The organism is Candidatus Pyrohabitans sp., assembly GCF_054014795.1.
Genome location: NZ_JBPMGE010000093.1, coordinates 42557 through 62869 on the forward strand (window position 1 = coordinate 42557; position 20313 = coordinate 62869).

A 20313-nucleotide genomic window follows, 5' to 3' on the forward strand; every position below is an offset into this window, starting at 1 on the left:
AAAAGTTGCCGTGCCGGGAGTAACCCGCCTTCTGTTATGGGAACAGGTTCCCACGGCAGCATTCGTCTGAGCGCCCTACCTGAGGCACGCCGCGGGGCGTTGCGCCTCCATTTGGGCTTGCATCCCCGGAGATGGCCGTTTCACCGCCAATGCAGGGCATGCTCAGCTTCGCAGCCTCACAGCGCGCCTGCACGGCGTATCGTTTCTGCTCCAGAGCTGCGCCTCTCGGCGCGGGGCTTGCACCCCCCGGGTCCCGCGGAGATGGGCGGAGTTTCCTCACTCCTCGCAGGGAGGAGCGTAGGCTGCCCTCCGGCTCGGCATCATATAAAAGAAGACTAACAAGGGTTATATTTACCGCGGCAGAGTATATACTATGCGCCAGCTTCGCCTTGATAGATTTGCGGCCAGGGAGGAGGTCGAGAAGAAGGCAGAAGGTTACGTAGAGCACCCCCTCCTCAAAGAGCGCGCAATACAGGCGAGGGAGTATCAGCTTGCCATCACCGAGAGGGCAAAGAGGGGCAACACCCTGGTGGTGCTCCCAACGGGGCTCGGAAAGACTGTGATTGCGCTTCTGGTTGCCTTGGATGCGCTCTCCAGGGGCAAGGTGCTCTTCCTCGCGCCGACAAAGCCTCTCGTGAGGCAGCACTATGAGAGCTTCAGGCGCTTCACAAAGCTCCGCGAGGATGAGATGGTGGTCTTCACCGGCGAACAGACGGCGAAGAAGCGCGCTCAGGCATGGAGGTGTGCACGCGTTGTTTTCGCCACCCCGCAGAGTGTGCGCAACGACCTTGAGGCAAAGCTCTACGACCTCAGCGATGTGACGCTGGTCATCTTCGACGAGGCGCATCGCAGCGTGGGCGACTACGCCTATGTTAAAATCGCCCGGCATTACAATGGCCTAATCCTCGGACTTACCGCCTCGCCCGGCGGAGACAGGGAGAAGATAAAGGAGGTGTTGAAAAACCTCAAAATCACACAGGTTGAGGCACGTTTACCCACCGATGGCGATGTGCGTAGCTACGTCAAGGATGTAAAAATCCAGTGGTACAGGGTAGATCTGCCTCAGGAGCTGAAGGAAGCTACACAGCTCCTGAGAACCCTGCTTGAAGATAAGGTCACAAAACTCCAGCGGATGGGTTTTGCGAGCTATAAAAAGGCGCGCTATGTTTCAAAGAAGGATATAGTCGAGATGGGCGGTGAGATAAGGGCAAGGCTGAACAAGAGCAGAAATAAGGGTTATCTCTTCTCAGCACTGTCGCTGCAAACCCAGGCGCTGCACGCCTTTAACCTCCTTGAGCTGATAGAGACTCAGGGGGTAAAGCCAGCGCTTGCATATGTGGACAGGCTGAGGAATAAGCCCAGACTCTCGCGGGGGGAGAAGCATTTCCTCTCCAGCAGGAGGGTGAGGGAGGCGCTGGAAAGACTGCACAACTTCGAAGACTCGCATCCAAAGCTCGAAGCCCTCGTAGAACTCATAAAAAGCCAGCTGCGTGCGAAGCCGGACTCGCTTATTATAGTATTTGTACAGTACCGGGATACGATAGCAACAGTAATCGAGAAGCTTCGCAGCGAGGGGATAGCCTGCCTGCGCTTCGTGGGGCAGGCTTCGCGGGGAGAGGAGAAGGGGATGAACCAGCGCACCCAGAGCGAAGCGCTGGAGAGCTTCAGGCGGGGCGATGCCAGTGTGCTCGTCGCCAGCAGCGTCGCAGAAGAGGGCCTGGACATACCCAGCGTCGACCTGGTAATCTTCTACGAGCCAGTGCCCAGCGAGATTCGGGCAATTCAGCGTCGTGGGAGAACAGGACGGAGCGATGTTGGTAAGGTGGTTATATTGATCGCCTCCGAAACCAAGGATGAGGCTTACCTCTATGCCGAGCTTTCCAGGGAGAAGAAGATGCGCCGCTTTGTGAGGTGGCTGAGCAGGGCTGCTACTTCCTGAAGAGCCCGGGAATCTCCTCAATCTTTGCGTACCTCACGTTGTGCCTGGCCTCTGCTATGGTAAGAGCCTCATCAATAAGCAGCAAATCTATGTCATCAAGTTTTGCGGGATGTATAAGTATGACCAGCGGAAGTTTATGTTTACTTTGACGCTCCACAGCGTTGAGGAAGTTCTCTGTATCGCTGAACACCTCATGTCCGCCTGTAATTGGAATCTCAACAACCGAGCCAACACTGTACCAGGGGCTGTTGCCCTGATATACGCTGCTGTCAATCACAACACCCGCCTCCTGAAGTGCCTGAAAATATGCGTCATCTGGCGCCCAGTTAACCACCAGAGAGGGGCATCTAAATAATTGCGGTGTTATCCCCGTAATGCCTTCCAGCTCCCTTTTGGTTCTCTCAATGTCTTCAAAAAAGGCTTCCTTTGTTTTGAAGCTCCTCCTCCACTCGGTCTCTGCATCCACACCATATATCTCGCCAACTACCCCTGCATTTTCCGGGGAAAAAATCGGAAGATTGTGGAAGTAGGTGTGCATCCCTATTGAGTGGTTTTTAGCTGCAATCATCCTCACTGTCCCGGGATGCATTTTTGCCGTCTTCCCCAGCACAAAAAATGTGGCGGGGGCATTGTGCTTATCAAGCAGCCTTAAAACCTGCGGAATATTCCTGGTGCCATTATCATCAGTTAAATCCTCATAATCAAATGTTAGAACTACTACAACCTCACTTTTTTCCTCATACTTCACCATCGCCACTGTTATCAGCAGAAGGATAGCAAATAAGGCTGCGAGGCGCATGATAGGGGTATCAGAGTAACCAAATAAAAAAGTTACTGGAAATCCATCAAACTTCTCTGTCCTTCTCTTATCTCTTCCACCTCTACACTCTCACCCAGCTGTTCCTTTATTTTTGCTGCAAGCTTTGCACCGATCCCATTAACCCTTGCAATCGCCTGCAGGTCGGCTTTCCGCAGGTCTTCGAGGGTTTTAAATCCCCTCGCATAAAGCTTCCTCGCCCTTGCCCTTCCAATGCCCTTGAGGCTCACCAGCTCCAGAAGCTCTTCGCGAATCCCATGCTTAACCCTCAGCCTCAACCTTGAAATCTCTCCTCCCTTCCTGTATCTGAAGAGCCTGCCTATCTCCTCCATGGCATAGAGAAGCCACTCGGCTATGTCCACCCTGCTGCGAATATCACCGGGAGCAAGGTTGTACCTCTCCAGCAGGTATTCCTCGCTCCTCTCCTCAATCCAGTCCTGAAGGAAGAGCGCTGTCTTGAATTCTGCAAGGAAGTGTTCGAAGGCATAGGGCGAATGGTACTGAGAGGGAAGCTCAAATAGAAGGCAACTCTCCTGCTCCAGAAGCCTTGGGAGGAACTCCTCATACTCCCCCTTCCTCAGGTACAGGGTGCCAAGTTCTGAGCACCTGGCAATTGCATGAAGATAGGAAATCGCTTCAGTAGCTACGCTCTCTGCCCTCTCAAGAGCACTGCGCAGTGTGACAGCACTGAGTGGGTCTATGTAGAGTTCGCTCACCCGCTTTCCGAAGGGGGTTGGCAGGATTTTCTCCTCTTCCTCCCTCAGGAAACCCTCATTCTCAAGAAATTCGAGCACACTGAAGAGGGAGCTTTCAAGGGTGTACGCCTCCTGCTGGTACCCGTAGAAAGTTTTTGAGAAGAAGTTGACCAGGTCGGCGAAGCTGCTCGCAAAGCCCGTGGCAATGCTTGCGAGCACATGCATGCGAAGCGCAGGGAGGGCAGCGAGCTTTGAGTAAACCCGCTCGGGTTCAGCGAGCACATAGCGCTCAAGGAGAAAATCCCGCTCCTCCTCGCTCTTTGCCACAAGCACAGCCTCGCCGTACTCGTCGTAGCGCGGCCTTCCAGCTCGCCCTGACATCTGCTTTATCTCCAGCACAGGTATCTCCACATAGCCCAGCGAAGAGTCGTAGCGGCGGTAGTCGCGGACCACCACCCTCCGCGCGGGCAGATTCACACCGGCGGCAAGCGTAGGTGTTGCCGTCAGAACCTTAATCAAATTGTGTCTGAAGGCATGCTCAATTAGAGAGCGCTGCTCTGGCGCTAGACCCGCGTGGTGAAACGCCGCACCTCCTGCCACAGCTTTGCCAAGACGTCTGCATATGCGCGTTGGCTCTGCAAGCACATGAAGAACGCGCTCCGCTATGGCTCTGAGCTCTGCCCTCTCTTCCTCGCTTAGCAGCCTCCTCACCTTGGGCGCAGCCTCCACGGCAAGGCGCTCAGCACCCCGTCGCGTGTTCACAAAAACCAGGCTCTGACCACCCTCCTTCACCGTATCCAGAGCGAGGTTGAGCGCCTCATTGGCGTACTGTGCCTCGACGCCCCGCCTGGAGGAATCAGAGAAGAGTATCTCACCAGAGAAATAAACCCCTTCGCGAAGCTTCACAGGACGCCAATTGCTCTCCACAAGCTCCGCATTCAGCCAGGCGGCAATCTCGTTTGCATTGTTTATGGTCGCACTCAGTGCGAGAATTATTAAATTGTCGCACAGATGGCGCAGCCTGGCGAGGGTTACCTCGAGGGTTGGGCCGCGGGAGGGGTCGTGGATGAGGTGCACCTCGTCGGCAACCACGACGCGAATCTCACCCAGCCAGGAGCTGCGATGGCGTATCAGCGAGTCCGCCTTCTCGCTTGTGGTGACGATTATGTCATAGCCCCCGAGCCACTCATCGCTGGCGTCGTAGTCGCCTGTGGCAATGCCCACCTTCAGCCCCAGCCTTTCATACTTCCTGAACTCCTCCAGTTTCTCTGACGCTAGAGCTTTCAGCGGGACGATGTAGAGACACTTGCCACCGCGCTCCAGAAGGCTGCGCAGCATGAGAAGCTCGGCGATGAGCGTTTTTCCACTGGCAGTGGGCACCGCAACGACGAAATTTTTCTTCAGGCTGAGCAGCCCTCTGCGAATCGCCTCCTCCTGAGGTGGGAAGAGCTGCTCTATACCCTGCTCGCGCAGAAGCTCAACCACCTGCCTCGGCAGGCCATGCTCAAGGAGCTGCTCAGTGCGCATAAACAGGTTTTATCTTCTGGGATAAAAACCCTTGCGCAGGTCATTGAAGATATTGTTATCGCAATGTTTTATCCAACTCTGTTAGTTCTTCTACGAATTGATCCAATTTTTTAAATATATGAGATGATATCTCACTTTTTTCTGTTAATTTAGATCTTATCTCTTTTAATTTCAAGATCCCCTCATACGGAAAATGATAACAATCCATTTCTCCAGCATCATAAGTTAAATTAAATATTGCATTGATGTAATCATAAATCAAATTATCAGAATAGCTTTTAGTTATTATACAATGTAAAATTGAATCCAAAATATTTATTGCCCAAATATTTGGTGGATTATCTTTTTCTAAATTAAATTTTTCATTAAAATCGATAGTTTGTCTGATCTCATCTAAAAATTCTTTAAAACCTTTTTTGCAAGCAATTTTTCCGATATGTTCTATTGTTTCATATGTATATCTTATTGCATTTTCATCTCTGGCATCTAATTCTAACTCTAAAATTTTTCCAATATGATTCATGTAATATCTAGCTACGAATTTCTCGTTATCTTTATTAATAATGTTATTGTGCATCTTTTGTTCTATATCCTTTCTCAAAAGAACATTTGAAGATCTTAGTACAGCTAAGTTTTTTCGTTCTATTGCATTAATTGTTATATCAAAATATAACAAAAAAGGATCTTTTGATTCAGGGATATTTAGTAAAATTCCATCGTTTTTCATTATGCTTCTTTTTGTAATATATGCGAAAAATTTTCTATCAATTTTTTGAATGACTCATGTAATAAAAATTCTAAAGAAAGTAGTTTTGGAATAGATCGAATATATTCTCCAAGTACCAAAAAACAACTTGCTGTGAGAGTTATAACAGATAATGAGCTTAAAAAAGCAATCTTTGTATTAAGATACGTCAACAAATATGAGGCTATTAAAATCGTTAACGTAAACAGCAATAGGAGATACCAAAAACTATTTGAATGGGTAAAGATTCTGACAACTCTCGGTGAATAATTTTGAGAAGCAAGCTGAACGGACACAAAAGTTATCGTTATAACTATTGCGAGAATTGCTGCTAAACCTTGAATAACTGCACTTAGAAGATATCTAGCATTTTCTATGTTTTGATTTTCAGGGGGATTATAAAAATAGTTTGTAGCTAACAAAAAACTAAAAATTGTTAAAATAATAATTGAAACAATGTACAAAATAAATAAGCTATTTTCCTTTATCTCTGACAAATAATCCTGTAATCGTCGATATATTTCATGTATCTTGTCTTTTAATTTCATACATTTAGAATTTGCATGCAGATTTAAAAAATTTTCTAGTAATGTATATCTCGATAAAATTCCAAAAATCTAAAACGGTCAAATATGTGGTTAATATGAGACCAATAGGCAACTTCAAAATAATCCCAGTCCTCGACATAATGCAAGGCAGGGCTGTGCACGCAGTGCGGGGGGAGCGCCACCGCTACAGGGAGCTTAAAAGCATCTTCGCTGAGAGCAGCTCTCCCGTTGAGATAGCCCGGAACCTGCCCTACCCGGAGCTCTACGTTGCAGACCTGGACGCAATAATGCACCGCTCGCCAAACCTCGAGGTCCTTGAAAAGCTTGCCTCACTGAAAAAGGTGCTTCTCGACTACGGCGTTAGAAGCGAGGACGAGCTGGAACTTGCCTCCCAGCTGGGATGCATCCCTGTGATAGGCACAGAGACAGCGCAGAGCATGGAGGTTTTTGAGGCGGGCGTTGCGGTGTGGGGAGAGGAGCTATTTGCAAGCCTTGACGTTAAGGATAATGAGGTGCTCTCCCCTTTTCTGCCAGCCTCGCCCATAGATGCCTTTAAAGTACTCGAAAAGGTCGGCGCGACGAATATAATCTACCTCGACATCTCCCGCGTGGGCACCCTTGGCAGCGCTCCCTGGGAGGCGCTGAAGCAGGTGCTCAAGCAAAAAAAAGAAAAAACGCGGGTATATCCCGCCGGGGGAATAAAAAAAGAAGACATGCCGGAGCTAAAAAAGCTCGGCATAAGCGGTTTACTTGTGGGCACAGCCCTGCATAAGGGACTGCTCTAACTACATCATGGGCATTCCGCCCATTCCGCCGGGCATGCCTCCCATCTCACCGCCTTCGGCGCCTTCTCCGCTGCTGCTCAGTCCCTTGGCCGCGATAACGTCGTCGATACGGAGAATCATCACCGCAACCTCACTGGCACTGGCAATCGCCTGCGTCTTGACGCGCAGGGGCTCAACAACCCCATCTTTTAGCATGTCCACGGCCTCGCCGGTATAGACATTCAACCCGTAGTTTGCGCCGTCCTTCTCATGCTTTGAGCGCAGCTCAACCAGCATATCGATTGGGTCCAGACCCGCGTTCTCTGCTAACGCACGAGGCACCACTTCAAGGGCATCTGCAAAGGACTCTATGGCAAGCTGCTCACGTCCGCCAACGGTCTTTGCGTAGTCGCGCAGCCCGCGCGCCACCTCTATCTCTGGTGCGCCGCCGCCAGGCACTATCTTCTTGTCCCTGATTGCCGCCGGCACAACACCGAGGCAGTCCTCAATGGCACGCTCCACCTCACTGGTTATGTGCTCACTTCCTCCGCGGATGAGGATGCTCACAGACTTCGGGTCGTGGCATTTGCGCACAAACACCATCTCATCATCGCCTATCTTCACCTCTTCAACGACGCCCGCATATCCCAGGTCGTCGCTGCTCAGGTCATCGATGCTGGTGACTATCCTCGCCCCGGTGGCACGGGATAACTTCTCCATATCGCTCTTCTTCACCCTGCGCACCGCGAAGATTCCCTCTTTTGCGAGGAAGTGCTGCGCCAGGTCGTCTATACCCTTCTGGCAGAAGAGCACATTTGCCCCGGCGGCTTTGACCTTCTCCACCATATCACGAAGCATGCGCTCCTCCTCATCGAGGAAGGCCTGAAGCTGATCAGGTGCAGTGATGCGAATCTCTGCGTCGAACTCCGTCTTCTCAATCTCAATGGGAGCATTTATGAGTGCAATCTTCGCATCCTTAACACTTCGGGGCATCCCGGGATGAACGCGCTCCTTGTCGATAATCACACCCTGTATGAGCTGTGTATCCTCTATTCCTCCGCCCACCTTCTTCTCAATTTTGACATGGTCGGCGTTGATGCTGATCTCGCCGTTCATCTCCTCGGCAACCGCCTTAACCGCCTTTACAACCAGCTCTGCCAGGTAGTCCTTAGCCTTCTCAGCGCCTTTGCCTGTCATCGCCGTCTCCGCGACCTTCTTCAGAAGCTCATCGTCGTTTATGTCGATATCTGCCGCCATGCTCTGCAGAATCTCCTCTGCCTTCTCTGCCGCCATCCTATAGCCCTTGGCTATGACTGTTGGATGCACATCCTGGTCTAAGAGTTCCTCAGCCCTCTTGAGAAGTTCGCCGGCAATTACAACGCTTGTGGTTGTGCCATCGCCAACCTCATCTTCCTGGGTCTTTGCCACCTCAACCATCATCTTGGCCGCGGGGTGCTCGACCTCCATCTCCTTGAGTATGGTTACGCCGTCATTGGTAACCACGACGTCACCTATGCTGTCCACGAGCATCTTGTCCATTCCTCTCGGACCAAGCGTGGATTTCACTATCTCGGCAATTATACGCGCCGCAAGTATGTTGGTGCGCTGCGCATCTCTGCCGTAGGTTCTCTGCGCCTTGTCAGAGAGTATCAAAACAGGCTGTCCGCCTAACTGTGCTACCATTTCTTCACCTCCTAGTTTACCCATAAAAGGGTTAAAGTCACATCAAGTAACTTTTCCGTTACCTGTGTTTTTGAACTTCTATATATAGTTTGTGGAATATGGAATTTTGTGATGGAACATTGAGAAAGGCAATTCCACGAAACTTATTTATATGGAAAGTTCGCCATGTTGGAACGAAACATTTGGAGGAGAAAAACATGAAAAAGTTTGTAATTGTCGCAGGGATTCTGCTGCTGGTGCTTGCCTTCGCCGGCTGCACCGGAGGAGGGGGCGAGACAAAGGCACCTGCAACTACACAGCCTCCAGCAACAGAGGCCCCCAAGGAGCCTGTGGGAGAGGAGGCTCCGGGCTATGCGGAGGTTGCTGAGATCCACGGTAAGGGCAAGTGCGACCAGTGCCACGATGCCCCTACATTCGCTGATATGCGCACAGGGTTGCACAAGGAAGCCTTCGAAAAGTTCGAGGGGCACAAGAACCTCTGTAAGGATTGCCACAGTGTCCAGACATTCTGCACCAAGTGCCATGAGCTTCCTGCTGTAATGCAGTGAACTTTCCCCCTCTTCTTTTTAATTTTTGTACAAATAGCGATAAGTTTATCTTCTCTGAATTAGAGAAGAATCAGAGATGGAGGAAGTTTTAATACTGGGTGCGGGCACAGGGGGGCTTATTCTCGCCAACAAGCTTGCAAAACAGGTGGGAGAGAGTGTAAGGATAAGCCTCCTAGACCGAAGCAGGAGGCATGTATACCAGCCCGGGTTTACCTTGATACCCTTTGGGATATACTCCGCACAGGGGTGCATTAAGCCCCTGGCAAATTTTCTGCCCAAGGGAGTAGCCCTTTATCAGGGCGAGATTGAGAGGATAGACCCCGAGAAGAGGGAAGTTACAGCGGGAGGCAGAGTCCTGAGCTACGACTGGCTTGTGATTGCCACAGGGTGCAGACCTGCTTTTGAGGAGGTTAGAGGCCTCGCCGGAGCGCTCTACAGGAGTGCACACGAGTTCTACACCCTGGAAGGTGCAAAAAGGCTGATGCAGGTGCTCCGCGGCTTTACCTCCGGCAAGCTTGTGGTAAGCATCGCAGGTATGCCAATAAAGTGCCCGGGAGCGCCCCTCAGCTTCGCCTTTCTTGTGGAGGAGTTTCTCCGCAGACGCGGTGTGAGGAAAAATGTTGAGATAAAGTTCACGACGAGCGAGCCGGAGGCTTTCTCAAAACCAAGGGTTGCTAAAACCCTGGAAGCCCTGGCAGAGGAGAGGGACATTGAGATAATCCCTGACTTCCCCATCGCTGAGGTGGACCCAACCTCAAAGCAAATAAAGAGCCCCACAGGAAAGAAAATCCCCTATGACCTGCTCGTGGTGACGCCACCCCACCAGGGTTCAGAGGCGGTTGTAAATTCGGGGATGGGCGACGCTCTGGGCTATGTTTGTATGGACAGGCACCACCTCAATGCTGTAGATTTTCAGAACACCTATGCTCTGGGAGATGCCGCAAACCTGCCAACCTCAAAGGCAGCGTCGAGCACCCACTTGCAGGCGAAGGTGGTGGCAAATAACCTGGCCGAGGATATTGCGGGCTCCAATATAAAGGCAGATTACGGCGGTGAGGCTTTCTGCTTTATACTCACCGGATTCAGCGAGGCACTGGTGGTAGGCTTCGACTATAAGAGAAAGCTCTATCATGGCAGGGTTCCTCTGCCCCTGCTAGGCCCCATCTCACTGAACAGGACAACAAAAACCAACCACATAGCCAAGCACCTTGCAAGGTGGTTCTACTGGCACCTATGGCTTCGAGGTGAAGATTTCCCGTATACAGAGGTGATGAGGGATGCATAACACGGAGGTACTCTCGCTGCTGGATGAGGCTCTATCCTCACTGGATGAGGAGGAGAGGGAAGCGCTTGTAAGGCTTATTCGCAGGGTGGCACAGAATGCTGACGAGATAGGCAGAGCACTGGACTGCGTCCTAGCTATGGTTGACCTTGCAGAGGAGTCAAAGCCATTATTTAAGGAGTTCTACGCTGAGCTGGGCTCCCTCCTCTCGCTGGCCGAAGGCGTTGATTTCAGCGAAGTTATTGAGCAGATTAAAGCCTACCTCGAGGATGTGGAGTATCCCGAAAAGTAAAAGCTAATCCTCCCTGTAGGTGTAGACCACAGAAGAACCCTCCTTGCTCTCTATGCGAATTGTGGTGTAGCTGTGGATGGAGGAGTTAAATCTGCCCACTGCCGTCTCACCAGGCCCTATTGTGGGAGGCGTAAAGGTGGCGCTGGGTGTGGAGGTCAGCATACTTGCGGTGTTGTTGCCTGTGTTGTTGACAATCACATGGGTACTGTTCACTGAGACCACCTCCAGGGTGGTCATAAGCCTTGCCTTTGTCCCGTCCTCCACGGCATACATTACCACCGCCGAAGCGAGGGAATAAATAAAAATCAGGACCAGAATCACAGCTGTTCTCATGGTACAAGAGGAGTATCCGCAGAATTTATTTATTATCTTTCAAAAAGTGAAACACATCTGTGAAAATAAACTATAAATTCCATCCTCTCATAGCTTCCTTATATAATGGCGCCGAAGAATCTCTGCATTTTGGTAGTCTATGTTGCAATTGTAGGCACACTACATGCAGCCACGCCAGGGTTTATATTAAAGGAGGGTTTTCCGGTATTTATAGATACCGACTACACATCCCTGGACGCGGCGGACTACGACTGCAGTTCGCAGTACAGGGTGCTCATCGCAGGCGCAAAAAATGAGGTGATGTTTATTGATTCAAAGGGCGAAGAGCTGGGGAAATATATCTTCGACGCCCCGGTACATTCCGTGGTCTCACTGGAGACAGGCATCACCGGCTGCACCGGCGCTGCCGGAGTGTGGAACGGCAAGGCGTATGCATTCTTCATTCACAGGGGTGAGAACAGGATAGATTCCTATGGAAAAAAATGGGAATTCAACATAGGTGAGCGCATATATACCCTTGCCCCCGCGGACTTTGACGGCGATGGTTATGAGGATGTTCTCCTGGTGGGCACAGGGAGCTACACAGACAAGAGCTTCGGCAACCTCTATGCCCTGCCCACATCCTATCCCGGTAACTACACCTGGAAGTATGCCGTATCCAGCACGGTTATGAGCATCACCACCTTTGACTTAATGGGGGACATGCTCCGCGACAACATTGCAGTGGGCTATGGTAAGCGTGTGGATGTGCTGAATCTCAACGCCTCTCTGGTGTGGCGCCTTGATATGGGGGCTCAGGTCAAAGCTCTTGCACCGGCGGACTTCGACGGCGACAGTGCACTTGACGACCTTGTGGTGGGGGCGGGAAGCAGGGTTACGGGTGTAGACTCCCACAAACAGAAAGTGTGGAGCATAGACCTGGGCGAGGTTGTTGTGGGCGTGGTACCCGTGGATAGAGATGGCAATGGGATAATCGACTACCATCTGGTAGCGGCGGGTACTAAAATATATGCGGTTAAAGACGGTGGAATAAGCTGGGAGTTTGACACCGGGGTTAATATACACCGGCTGGTAAGCGCAGACTTCGACGGTGACAGCCTTCGCGAAGATGTGGCGCTTATCTCAGACAATGCACTCTTTGCCTACGACCGCGCGCTGCTGTACATCCCTGAACTCCTCCTAAATAAAAGCGCAGTGGTGGAGAATGGGAGTATAAATGTAACCCTGCTCCTGAAAAACACCGGAGAGGGCACAGCTGAGAAGGTAAAGATGGAGGACCCTGTACCTGAAGGCTGGAAGGCAAGAGGAGAAACCCGCTGGCAGGGCGAGGTTTCGCCAGGCGGGGAGGTTGTAATCTCCTACCTTCTCCTGCCATCTTCACCCGGTAATCATACACTGCCGGAGGCGAAGGCCAGCTATTACGACAGGTATGGCAGAAAATACTCTGCAAACAGCTCCAGCGTGGGGGTGAATATCGCCGAAATAGAGGTGGTGCAGAAGGAGAAAAAAGAGGCACGTGTAGAGGAAAGCTCCCCCCCTGTGCTGGTGGTTGACACGAACATTGAGGGTAACCTCACAAAGGGCGGAAATGTTACAGTTAACATAATACTGCGAAATGTGGGAGGAAGCACCGCCTTTGCCACTGTTGAAATTCCCATACCGGAGGGTGTGGAGCTGGACATAAGTAGATGGGAGGGTGAGGTGAAAGAGGGCGAAGTTAAGGCGCTAAGCCTGCTCCTCATGGAGAGAAACCTCACCTCCAGCGTAAAGGAGGTGGTTCTGCCACCTGTGAATGTTATCTACCGCGACGAAGGCGGAGGCGTATACTTCACAGGCACGGGGGAGCTAACTGTACCTGTAAACATAAGCGAGGAGGGTCTGCTTAAGAAGCTCAAGAAGAGGCTGAAGTTTCTGCCTCTTGCGTTGATACCCATTGTGATAATCTTCGTACTCCACAGGAAGGGGAAGCTGAATGTAAGAATTCCGCTCCCCAGAAAACTGAAAATACCTGTGAAAATTCCGGGAAGAGGCTCCTCCCTATCCCAGGAGGAGCTTGAACAGCTTGAAAAAGCCTTTGTAAAGGCTTACATTGAATACCAGAAGCAGGGGGAGAGGCCCACCTACGGGGATATGATGGAAAAGCTGGGTGTGGATATGGAGACAGTTAAGGAGATAGTCGAGAGGGTCAGAAAATCAGGAAAGTATATACTACAGTGAAGAGGCTATCAGCAGGGTGTTGTAAAATACAACCCCCGCACCCATCGCAGTGAGCACAGGCGGCGCGACCCTGGGGTAGATGCTCAGCGAAGCTTTCGCGAGGGCTGCATAGACTACTATCTTGAATGCAAAGAAGTAAAACCAGCTCTTTTCTATAAGGGCTCGCATGAAGATGTTGCCCTCAATTAGGCCGAAGATGTTTACGCCAAGATAGGTCAGCACTCCATCAACTATGCCGAGCAGTAAAAAGGATGCAAGTGCCAGCTGCTTCCTGCCCACGCCTATTCCTCCAGCTTGCTGTGTTTCGATTCTCGAAACATATTCCGAAACTCTAACATCGGATACAGTAGTCGTTTCGATAGCAGAAAAAAAATGTTTATTAACCCTGCAGAGGGGGTATTATACGATAGAATGGAGAGTACAAAATACCTTGAGATAGGACTGAAAACAGACGAACTTCACCGCAGAATAGGAAAGGGCATCCCAACGGGCTCTTTCATGGTGATAGAAGGCGAGAATGCCTCCGGGAAGAGCATACTCGCCCAGAGGCTACTCTATGGCTTTATGAAAAATGGACGCACTGCCACCTACATCTCCTCGGAGCTCACAACCCAGGACTTTCTGGAGCAGATGGCCTCCCTCGGTTACAACGTATCCAGCTATCTGACGGAAAAAAAGCTGCTCTTCGTGCCTGTTTTCCCGAGGATAGGGAGGGTGGTCCCGCGTAAAGACTTCATATACCGTTTAATGAGGGCAGAAGCACTATTCCGCAATCAGGTGGTGATAATAGACACATTCGACTCGCTAATATTAGAAAAAATGACAAAAAAAGACATATTCAGCCTGATTTCCTTTATAAAGAAGGTAATCAACATGAACAAAACCATAATTATCACCGTTGCACCCTGTAATATGGACGAGGAGGTGCTCAAAACGCTGCGCTCAATCGCAGACATCTACTTTTCCATCAAAATGAAAGAGGTGGGAGGAAGCATAAAGCGCGTGATAAATGTTTACCGCTTCCGCGGGGCTTCTATGACAGTTGCGGATACCATAGGCTTCAGAGTAGAACCCAAGGTGGGCTTTGTGATAGAAATCTCCTCGGTGGCGTAGGGGCTGGGCTATGGAGGATGCAAAAGCATACACAAGGGCTCTGGAGAGGAATCTCCATCTCAGGGAGTACATACAGAGATTTGTGAAGCAGGGCAACCCCAAGCCCGAGTTTCATGTAAGCCTCAGCAGGGACATGCGGGATATGCAGGAGGTCAATCTCATCTACCCTGTGGGCGACCCCATCTTTGTGCACATCCTCCGTACACCCAAAGAGGCGCGCTACCTAGCAATCGAGCCGGTATTCACACCGGCACTCAGGGAGAAGTACTACCGCATTCTTGACAGAATGCTGGAGATAGTACCTCACCAGCTTGAGCCCAGGGCACCCAGAGAGTTCAAACTCATGATAGACCGCATGCTCGAGGAAATCTGCGACCTGGGGGACGAGAAGCCATCACTTAGAGAGCGCCTGCTGAGAGGGGATACGCTGAGGAAGAGGGTAGGTGTAGAGCCACGTGAGTTCGACGAGCTGAGGTACAAGATAATGAAGGAGATGGCCGGCCTGGGTGCGCTTGAGCCCTTCATCCGCGACCCGTACATAGAGGATATCCACTGCATAGGCATAGGCAACATCTACATCTTCCACAAGGTGTTTGAACTCCTGGAGACCAATATAGGCTTCTTCTATGACCGCGACCTCGACGCCTACTGCTACAAGCTCAGTGAGTATCTCGACAAACCCGTGAGCAAGTACAACCCTATCGTTGACGGCGCACTCCCGGATGGCTCTAGGATAAACATAATCTTTGGAAGAGATGCGAGCAAGAAAGGCTCAAGCTTTACAATCCGCAAATTTACAGCTGTACCCCTGAGCATAACCCAGCTTGTGAACTGGGGGTCGCTGAATGCGCAGATGGCTGCCTACCTCTGGCTGGCGCTGGAAAACGGAATGTCTGTGCTAATATGCGGCGAGACCGCAAGCGGCAAGACAACCCTGCTCAATGCAATTGCCAGCTTCATAAAACCAAGCGCAAAGATACTCAGCGCCGAGGATACGCCTGAGGTGAATGTACCCCACGAGAACTGGCAGCAGCTCATAACGCGGGGCAGCCTGAGCAAGAGTAAGGGAAATGCACTTTCCACAGTGGAGATGCAGGATTTGCTCAAGGTTGCGCTGCGCTCCAGGCCGGATTACATCATCGTTGGCGAGATACGCGGACAGGAGGGTGCGATTGCCTTCCAGGCCATTCAGGCTGGCAGGCCGGTAATGGCAACCTTCCATGCATCGTCGGTGCGCAAGATGATTCAGCGCTTTACCAGCGACCCCATAAATGTCCCCCAGACCATAATGGGCAACCTCAACCTGGCGCTTTTCCAGCAGGCACTTTACTACCACGGCAAGTTCATACGCCGCGTGCTGGAGATGGTAGAGATTGAGGGCTATTCGCCAGAGGTTAAGGGCATACTGACAAGGGCTGTTTTTGAGTGGATTCCTCGTACAGATACGCATGTATTCTCGGGCTACTACAACAGCTATGTGCTCGAAGAGGAGGTGGCAAAGAAGCTGGGCTACGAGAACACCAAGGAGATTTACCGCGAGCTTGAGATAAGGACCCGTGTAATCGAGGAGATGATAAAGCAGGAAATCTTCGACTATTTCGACGTTTACGGTCTCATACGGAAGTACATAGACGAGGGGCTTGAAGCCCTGCCATTTCCCGTGACGGTGAGTGGTGAGGTAAGGTGACTGAAATCGAAGCCTGGGACAGGCTGATGAGGGAAAATCCCCACCTGAGGAAGTATGTTCGAGAGTTCGTGGGCAGGGGCAATGAGATGCCCGGCTTCCACTTCAAGCTTACAAAGGAGCTTGCCAGCGACGAGTATCCCAACCTGATATATCTCGCCGGCGTGCCCGTGTTCATTCATATCTACCGCCCGCCCCGCGGCGGTGAGACCGAGTACATAGCAATTGAACCCAAGCTCACAGGAAAGGAAAAGGAGAAGTATATGCAGATCCTCGACTCTCTGCTAATATTTGCACAGCATGCTTCCATGCCCAAGGATGAGGAGGAGCTCAAAGAACTCATAGATAAGGCGCTTAAGGAGGTGGGTGTTAGAGAGCAGAAGCGCTTTGAACTCGGACTAATAAAGAAGGTCCCCCTCAGCGAAGAGGAGTTCCATGCGATTCGCTACCAGCTCATCAGGGACATAATCGGCATGGGCATGCTTGAACCCTTCAGCAGGGACCCCTACATAGAGGACATCTTTGCCTCTGGTCTTGGACCCATATTCGTGGTGCATAAGTTCTTCGGCAACCTCAAGACCAATATTGTGCTCAAGTCCGATCAGGACGTGGATGAGTACTGCTTCAGAACAGGCGAGCGAATGGATGCCGCGATCAGCGATGCCACACCCATAGTCGACGGCACTATGCCAGATGGTTCCAGGGTTAGTATAGTTTATTCCCGCGCTATAAGCAGGCGCGGCTCCAGTTTTTCTGTACGAAAGCAGACCTCAGAGCCCCTGAGCATCACCCGCATAGTGGACTACGGCACCATCGATTCGGAGATAGCCGCCTACCTGTGGATTGCCATAGAGAACGGAATGAACGTATTCTTCTGCGGCGAGAGCGCCTGCGGCAAGACTTCACTTCTCAACGCGGCATGTGCCTTCATAGAGCCCACGGCTAAGGTGTACACCGCTGAGGATACCATCGAGGTTACAGTGCCGCACAAGTGCTGGCAGCAGCTTACCACTGTGCTTGGGGGTCTGAAGGGCAGCTACCTGGTGAGTATGCACGACCTGCTAATCGCAAGCCTTCGCTCGAGGCCAAACTACATAATCGTGGGTGAGATACGCGGGAGCGAGGGTGCGATTGCCTTCCAGGCAATGCAGACAGGTCACCCCGTGATGAGCACCTTCCACGCTTCGTCGGTTAAGAAGATGATTCAGCGGTTAACCGGCAACCCGATAAATGTGCCAATAACCTTCATAGACAATCTGAATGTGGGTGTGATAATGCGCTCTGTCTACAGGGGCAGGGCGCTGCTTCGAAGGGTGGTGGAAATCTCAGAGATTGAGGGCTACTCCTCAGAGGCGCAGGGGGTGCTGACGCGCAGGATTTTCGACTGGGACCCTGTGAAGGATGTGCACCTTTTCAAGGGGATGTACAACAGCTTCATTCTAGAGAACAAAATTGCACCTACGCTGGGCTACGAGGACAAGCGCGAGATATACAAGGACCTGGCGCTTCGAAGGCGGATAATTGATGAGATGGTGAGGCGCAATATCTTCGACTACTATGAGGTATACGAGATAATAAAGAGCTTCTGGCGCTACGGCGCTGAGGGCCTGCCTTTCCCGGTATGAGGTGAGGACATGAAGGGGCTTGAAGGGGGCTTGAAGGAGAAGCTGCGCGAGAGGATGGTGAAGCTCTGGGGAGAGCTCTCCAGCTTCCTGCTCAAGGCAGGCAGGGGTATGACCATACGCAGCTACATGTTCGGCGTTTTTGTGCCCCTCACCGTCTTTGGCATCCTCGTTGCCCTTGTGCTGAAGCTCTTTGTGTTCCGCTATTTCCCTGTAGAGGGTGTTGTCGGATTAATACCCTACATCTTTCCGCTGCTGTGCATCTTTGTCGCCCTCATCTACCCCTTCTACTACATCTACGCGCGGGCGAAGAACATCGACACCCACATCCCGCTCTTTATAACCTACCTGGCCACCCTCGCAACCACCGGGCCCAGCAGAAAGATTCTGTTTCGCATGGCCTCTGAGAAGGAAGAGTTTGAAACTCTGGCAGAAGAGGCGGGGAAGATAGTCAAAATCGCCGACTCCTGGAACATGGGCTTTATTAAGGCGTGTAGAGCAGTTGCAAAAACCACGCCGAGTGTGATCTTCCAGGATTTCCTGGAGCGTCTCGCGCACTCCTTCCAGGCAGGTGAGGACATCAAGGAGTTCCTGCGCAAGGAGGTCAATGTGGTGATGAATGAGTATGAGCGCATGTACAAGCGCTCCCTCTACCACATTGAAACCGCCAACAACATGTATCTGAACATGATAATCACCCTCGCCTTCGTCGCCGCCTTTGCGCTTATCTTTCCCATGCTCACCAATATGAGCATTACGGGGGCACTCTACGGGATGTTTCTCCTCTTCTTTCTCGTGGACCTGGCGATGCTCCTCTTCATACGCAAGATAACCCCCAAGGACGACCTGATGCACCACCTTGCTATCAAATCAAAGGATATGCTCATGCTGGAAAAGGCGTTGCTGCCCACCATCTTCATCTCCTTCATAATATTCATAATCCTCCTCTTCATACGTCCCTTCTCCACACCAGTAAATGTGGCAATCTCTCAGACACCGCTCATATTTCTGGGCATACTCGCCGGGAAGGTGGAGGCAAGGGTGATGCGCAAGGACGACAACTTCCCCACCTTTATACGCACAGTGGGTGCGGCGGCGGGTGTGAGGGGTGGCAGTCTCACGCCGGTAATAGGTGCACTGAGGCTGCACAACTATGGCGCTCTCACCGCCGACATACAGGCGCTTTACCGCAGGCTCACCCTGGGCAATGTCAATCGCTCCTGGCGCTTCTTCGCGGGTGAGACTGGAAGCAACCTCATAGACAAGTTCAGCAGGATTTTCATAGAGTCAACCTACTCAGGCGGCGACACTGCCGAGATAGGCGAAACCCTCGGCAACAGCTTTGCCAGGATGATAGGATTAAGAAAGTTCCGCCGTCAGCTTGCAAGCAGCCTGAAGGGCATGCTGTACAGCGCCATGGTGGGAATTTCAATATCAATCTTCATAATCGTGACACTGGTGGACTCTCTGGGTAAGGGTCTTTTTGGCGGCGGCAGCATATCGCTTGAAGGAATAGAGTTTATGCCCATCAAGTTCACTGCCGTGGAGCTCGACATGTCCCTTATAATTATGCTGGTGTGGGTGCTCCTGCTGATGCATGCTGCGATATCATCGCTGATAATAAAAACTGTGGACGGCGGGCACATGTACAATTCACTGGTACACTATGTTTCCATGATGTGGATAGGCACCGTCATAACTGTGCTCATCCCCAGGGCATTTCAGGAAATTATTCCCATTTAGCCTCAAACCGCTTCTTGAGCCAGTAGTAGGGCACCCAGAAGGTGAAGGGCAGGCTTAGTATCCAGGTGAGAAAGGAGAATATTACCGCCCTCTCGTACGGATGTCCCACCAGGAGGTAAACCCTGCTGAGGGCGAGGTACCATATGTAGTTGAACACCGCCAGCAGGACGGCAACTCCAAAAGGAGATTTTATCTCAGGTCTCATCTACATCCCCTATCAGCAGCTATTCGGGACAATTTTGGTGTTGGCAAACATATTTTCTATCTTTCGATTTGTGAAATGTTCACAGAAAGATAATTTTCAGAAACTTTTTCGGCGGCAGGCAAAAGGATTTAATAGCGCCTCGACCTACTCTCTTTATGCTTGAGCTGACCTACGAGACCTTTGCAAGGAAGAGGCCACAGCTCAGGGATAAGATGACACGGCTTCTCCACAGCGGAGAGTTGAAGAGGTATCGAGAGCTGTGGCACAGTCTTGAACCCAAGGAAAAGCGCACTGTTGTTGCAGCCGTGGACGGGAGCAGCAACTACAGGCGGTACAAAAACCTTCTCCTGTATGCGATTAACGCTGCGGTTGTGAGATATGACGGCTCTCTTAAAGAGAAGGGCTATGCCGATGTGGACTTCCTAACCCCCTACAAGTACCTCACGGAGAGGCTGGATATATACCGCGCCACCCTTGAGCTGAAGGCTGCCCTCGCCGCCGTGGAGGAGGTTGAGCTCTTTCTCCTGGACGGCTCGCTCCACAGCAGCTTAACCGC

The 20313-nt window shown here is 51.3% G+C and carries 19 protein-coding genes and 1 other RNA gene; 11 read left to right on the plus strand and 9 right to left on the minus strand.

Annotated elements, in window-relative coordinates; all coding sequences use genetic code 11:
• Nucleotides 1-8 precede the first annotated feature (8 nt).
• Nucleotides 9-318, minus strand: an RNA gene (gene rnpB / locus ACXJJW_RS09980) — RNase P RNA component.
• A gap of 55 nt (nt 319-373) precedes the next feature.
• Between rnpB and ACXJJW_RS09985 the strand changes: the two genes are divergently transcribed.
• On the plus strand, nt 374-1939 hold the full coding sequence (locus ACXJJW_RS09985; protein WP_456475598.1) for a DEAD/DEAH box helicase: 1566 nt from the start codon (nt 374-376) through the stop codon (nt 1937-1939).
• On the opposite strand, the gene ACXJJW_RS09990 is transcribed toward ACXJJW_RS09985, so the two are convergent.
• From ACXJJW_RS09990 to ACXJJW_RS10005, 4 genes are read right to left on the minus strand one after another with little or no spacing between them, the layout of a single operon-like run.
• Nucleotides 1929-2738, minus strand: coding sequence for a polysaccharide deacetylase family protein (locus tag ACXJJW_RS09990; RefSeq protein ID WP_456475599.1), 810 nt, complete (start codon nt 2736-2738; stop codon nt 1929-1931). The two genes, ACXJJW_RS09985 and ACXJJW_RS09990, sit on opposite strands and share 11 nt — an antisense overlap.
• Before the next feature lie 32 nt (nt 2739-2770).
• Complete coding sequence (locus tag ACXJJW_RS09995) at nt 2771-4978, minus strand: ATP-dependent DNA helicase (RefSeq protein ID WP_456475600.1); 2208 nt, start codon at nt 4976-4978, stop codon at nt 2771-2773.
• A 55-nt stretch (nt 4979-5033) separates the two neighbouring features.
• Entirely contained in the window at nt 5034-5705 is a 672-nt protein-coding gene (locus ACXJJW_RS10000; RefSeq protein ID WP_456475601.1) for a hypothetical protein, read from the minus strand.
• Entirely contained in the window at nt 5705-6271 is a 567-nt protein-coding gene (locus ACXJJW_RS10005) for a DUF2254 family protein (protein WP_456475602.1), read from the minus strand. The genes ACXJJW_RS10000 and ACXJJW_RS10005 overlap by 1 nt, the downstream gene beginning before the upstream one ends.
• Before the next feature lie 95 nt (nt 6272-6366).
• On the opposite strand from ACXJJW_RS10005, the gene ACXJJW_RS10010 reads away from it, so the two are divergent.
• A complete protein-coding gene (locus tag ACXJJW_RS10010; RefSeq protein ID WP_456475603.1) occupies nt 6367-7056 on the plus strand; it encodes a HisA/HisF-related TIM barrel protein in 690 nt (229 codons plus the stop codon).
• On the opposite strand, the gene thsB is transcribed toward ACXJJW_RS10010, so the two are convergent.
• On the minus strand, nt 7057-8718 hold the full coding sequence (gene thsB / locus ACXJJW_RS10015; protein WP_456475604.1) for a thermosome subunit beta: 1662 nt from the start codon (nt 8716-8718) through the stop codon (nt 7057-7059).
• A 197-nt stretch (nt 8719-8915) separates the two neighbouring features.
• Here thsB and ACXJJW_RS10020 point away from each other — a divergent pair, with 197 nt between their 5' ends.
• From ACXJJW_RS10020 to ACXJJW_RS10030, 3 genes are all read left to right on the plus strand, one after another.
• Nucleotides 8916-9266: a hypothetical protein gene (locus ACXJJW_RS10020; RefSeq protein WP_456475605.1), complete on the plus strand. Its 351-nt coding sequence runs from the start codon at nt 8916-8918 to the stop codon at nt 9264-9266.
• A gap of 76 nt (nt 9267-9342) precedes the next feature.
• The gene (locus ACXJJW_RS10025; RefSeq protein ID WP_456475606.1) at nt 9343-10551 is read left to right on the plus strand and encodes an NAD(P)/FAD-dependent oxidoreductase; all 1209 of its coding nucleotides are present in this window, start codon (nt 9343-9345) and stop codon (nt 10549-10551) included.
• A complete protein-coding gene (locus ACXJJW_RS10030; protein ID WP_456475607.1) occupies nt 10544-10840 on the plus strand; it encodes a hypothetical protein in 297 nt (98 codons plus the stop codon). The genes ACXJJW_RS10025 and ACXJJW_RS10030 overlap by 8 nt, the downstream gene beginning before the upstream one ends.
• 3 nt (nt 10841-10843) lie before the next feature.
• Here the strand turns inward: ACXJJW_RS10030 and ACXJJW_RS10035 are convergent, their stop codons facing one another.
• Nucleotides 10844-11173 (minus strand): hypothetical protein, encoded by a 330-nt coding sequence (locus ACXJJW_RS10035; protein WP_456475608.1) that lies wholly within the window; start codon nt 11171-11173, stop codon nt 10844-10846.
• A 105-nt stretch (nt 11174-11278) separates the two neighbouring features.
• Between ACXJJW_RS10035 and ACXJJW_RS10040 the strand changes: the two genes are divergently transcribed.
• Nucleotides 11279-13390, plus strand: a complete 2112-nt coding sequence (locus tag ACXJJW_RS10040) for a hypothetical protein (protein ID WP_456475609.1) — start codon at nt 11279-11281, stop codon at nt 13388-13390.
• Here ACXJJW_RS10040 and ACXJJW_RS10045 read toward each other — a convergent pair.
• Nucleotides 13382-13669 (minus strand): DUF5658 family protein, encoded by a 288-nt coding sequence (locus ACXJJW_RS10045; protein ID WP_456475610.1) that lies wholly within the window; start codon nt 13667-13669, stop codon nt 13382-13384. The genes ACXJJW_RS10040 and ACXJJW_RS10045 overlap by 9 nt on opposite strands.
• Nucleotides 13670-13801: 132 nt before the next feature.
• Here ACXJJW_RS10045 and arlH point away from each other — a divergent pair, with 132 nt between their 5' ends.
• From arlH to ACXJJW_RS10065, 4 genes are read left to right on the plus strand one after another with little or no spacing between them, the layout of a single operon-like run.
• Complete coding sequence (gene arlH, locus ACXJJW_RS10050; protein ID WP_456475611.1) at nt 13802-14503, plus strand: archaellum protein ArlH; 702 nt, start codon at nt 13802-13804, stop codon at nt 14501-14503.
• Between the two features lie 10 nt (nt 14504-14513).
• Nucleotides 14514-16190 (plus strand): archaellum flagellar ATPase motor FlaI, encoded by a 1677-nt coding sequence (gene flaI, locus ACXJJW_RS10055; protein WP_456475612.1) that lies wholly within the window; start codon nt 14514-14516, stop codon nt 16188-16190.
• Nucleotides 16191-16216: 26 nt separating this feature from the next.
• Nucleotides 16217-17812 (plus strand): archaellum flagellar ATPase motor FlaI, encoded by a 1596-nt coding sequence (flaI, locus tag ACXJJW_RS10060; RefSeq protein ID WP_456475618.1) that lies wholly within the window; start codon nt 16217-16219, stop codon nt 17810-17812.
• 9 nt (nt 17813-17821) lie between these two features.
• Nucleotides 17822-19552 (plus strand): type II secretion system F family protein, encoded by a 1731-nt coding sequence (locus ACXJJW_RS10065; RefSeq protein ID WP_456475613.1) that lies wholly within the window; start codon nt 17822-17824, stop codon nt 19550-19552.
• Here ACXJJW_RS10065 and ACXJJW_RS10070 read toward each other — a convergent pair.
• Nucleotides 19539-19757, minus strand: a complete 219-nt coding sequence (locus tag ACXJJW_RS10070; RefSeq protein ID WP_456475614.1) for a hypothetical protein — start codon at nt 19755-19757, stop codon at nt 19539-19541. The genes ACXJJW_RS10065 and ACXJJW_RS10070 overlap by 14 nt on opposite strands.
• Before the next feature lie 155 nt (nt 19758-19912).
• On the opposite strand from ACXJJW_RS10070, the gene ACXJJW_RS10075 reads away from it, so the two are divergent.
• On the plus strand, nt 19913-20313 hold a 401-nt coding region (locus ACXJJW_RS10075), incomplete at its 3' end, for a DNA double-strand break repair nuclease NurA (protein WP_456475615.1).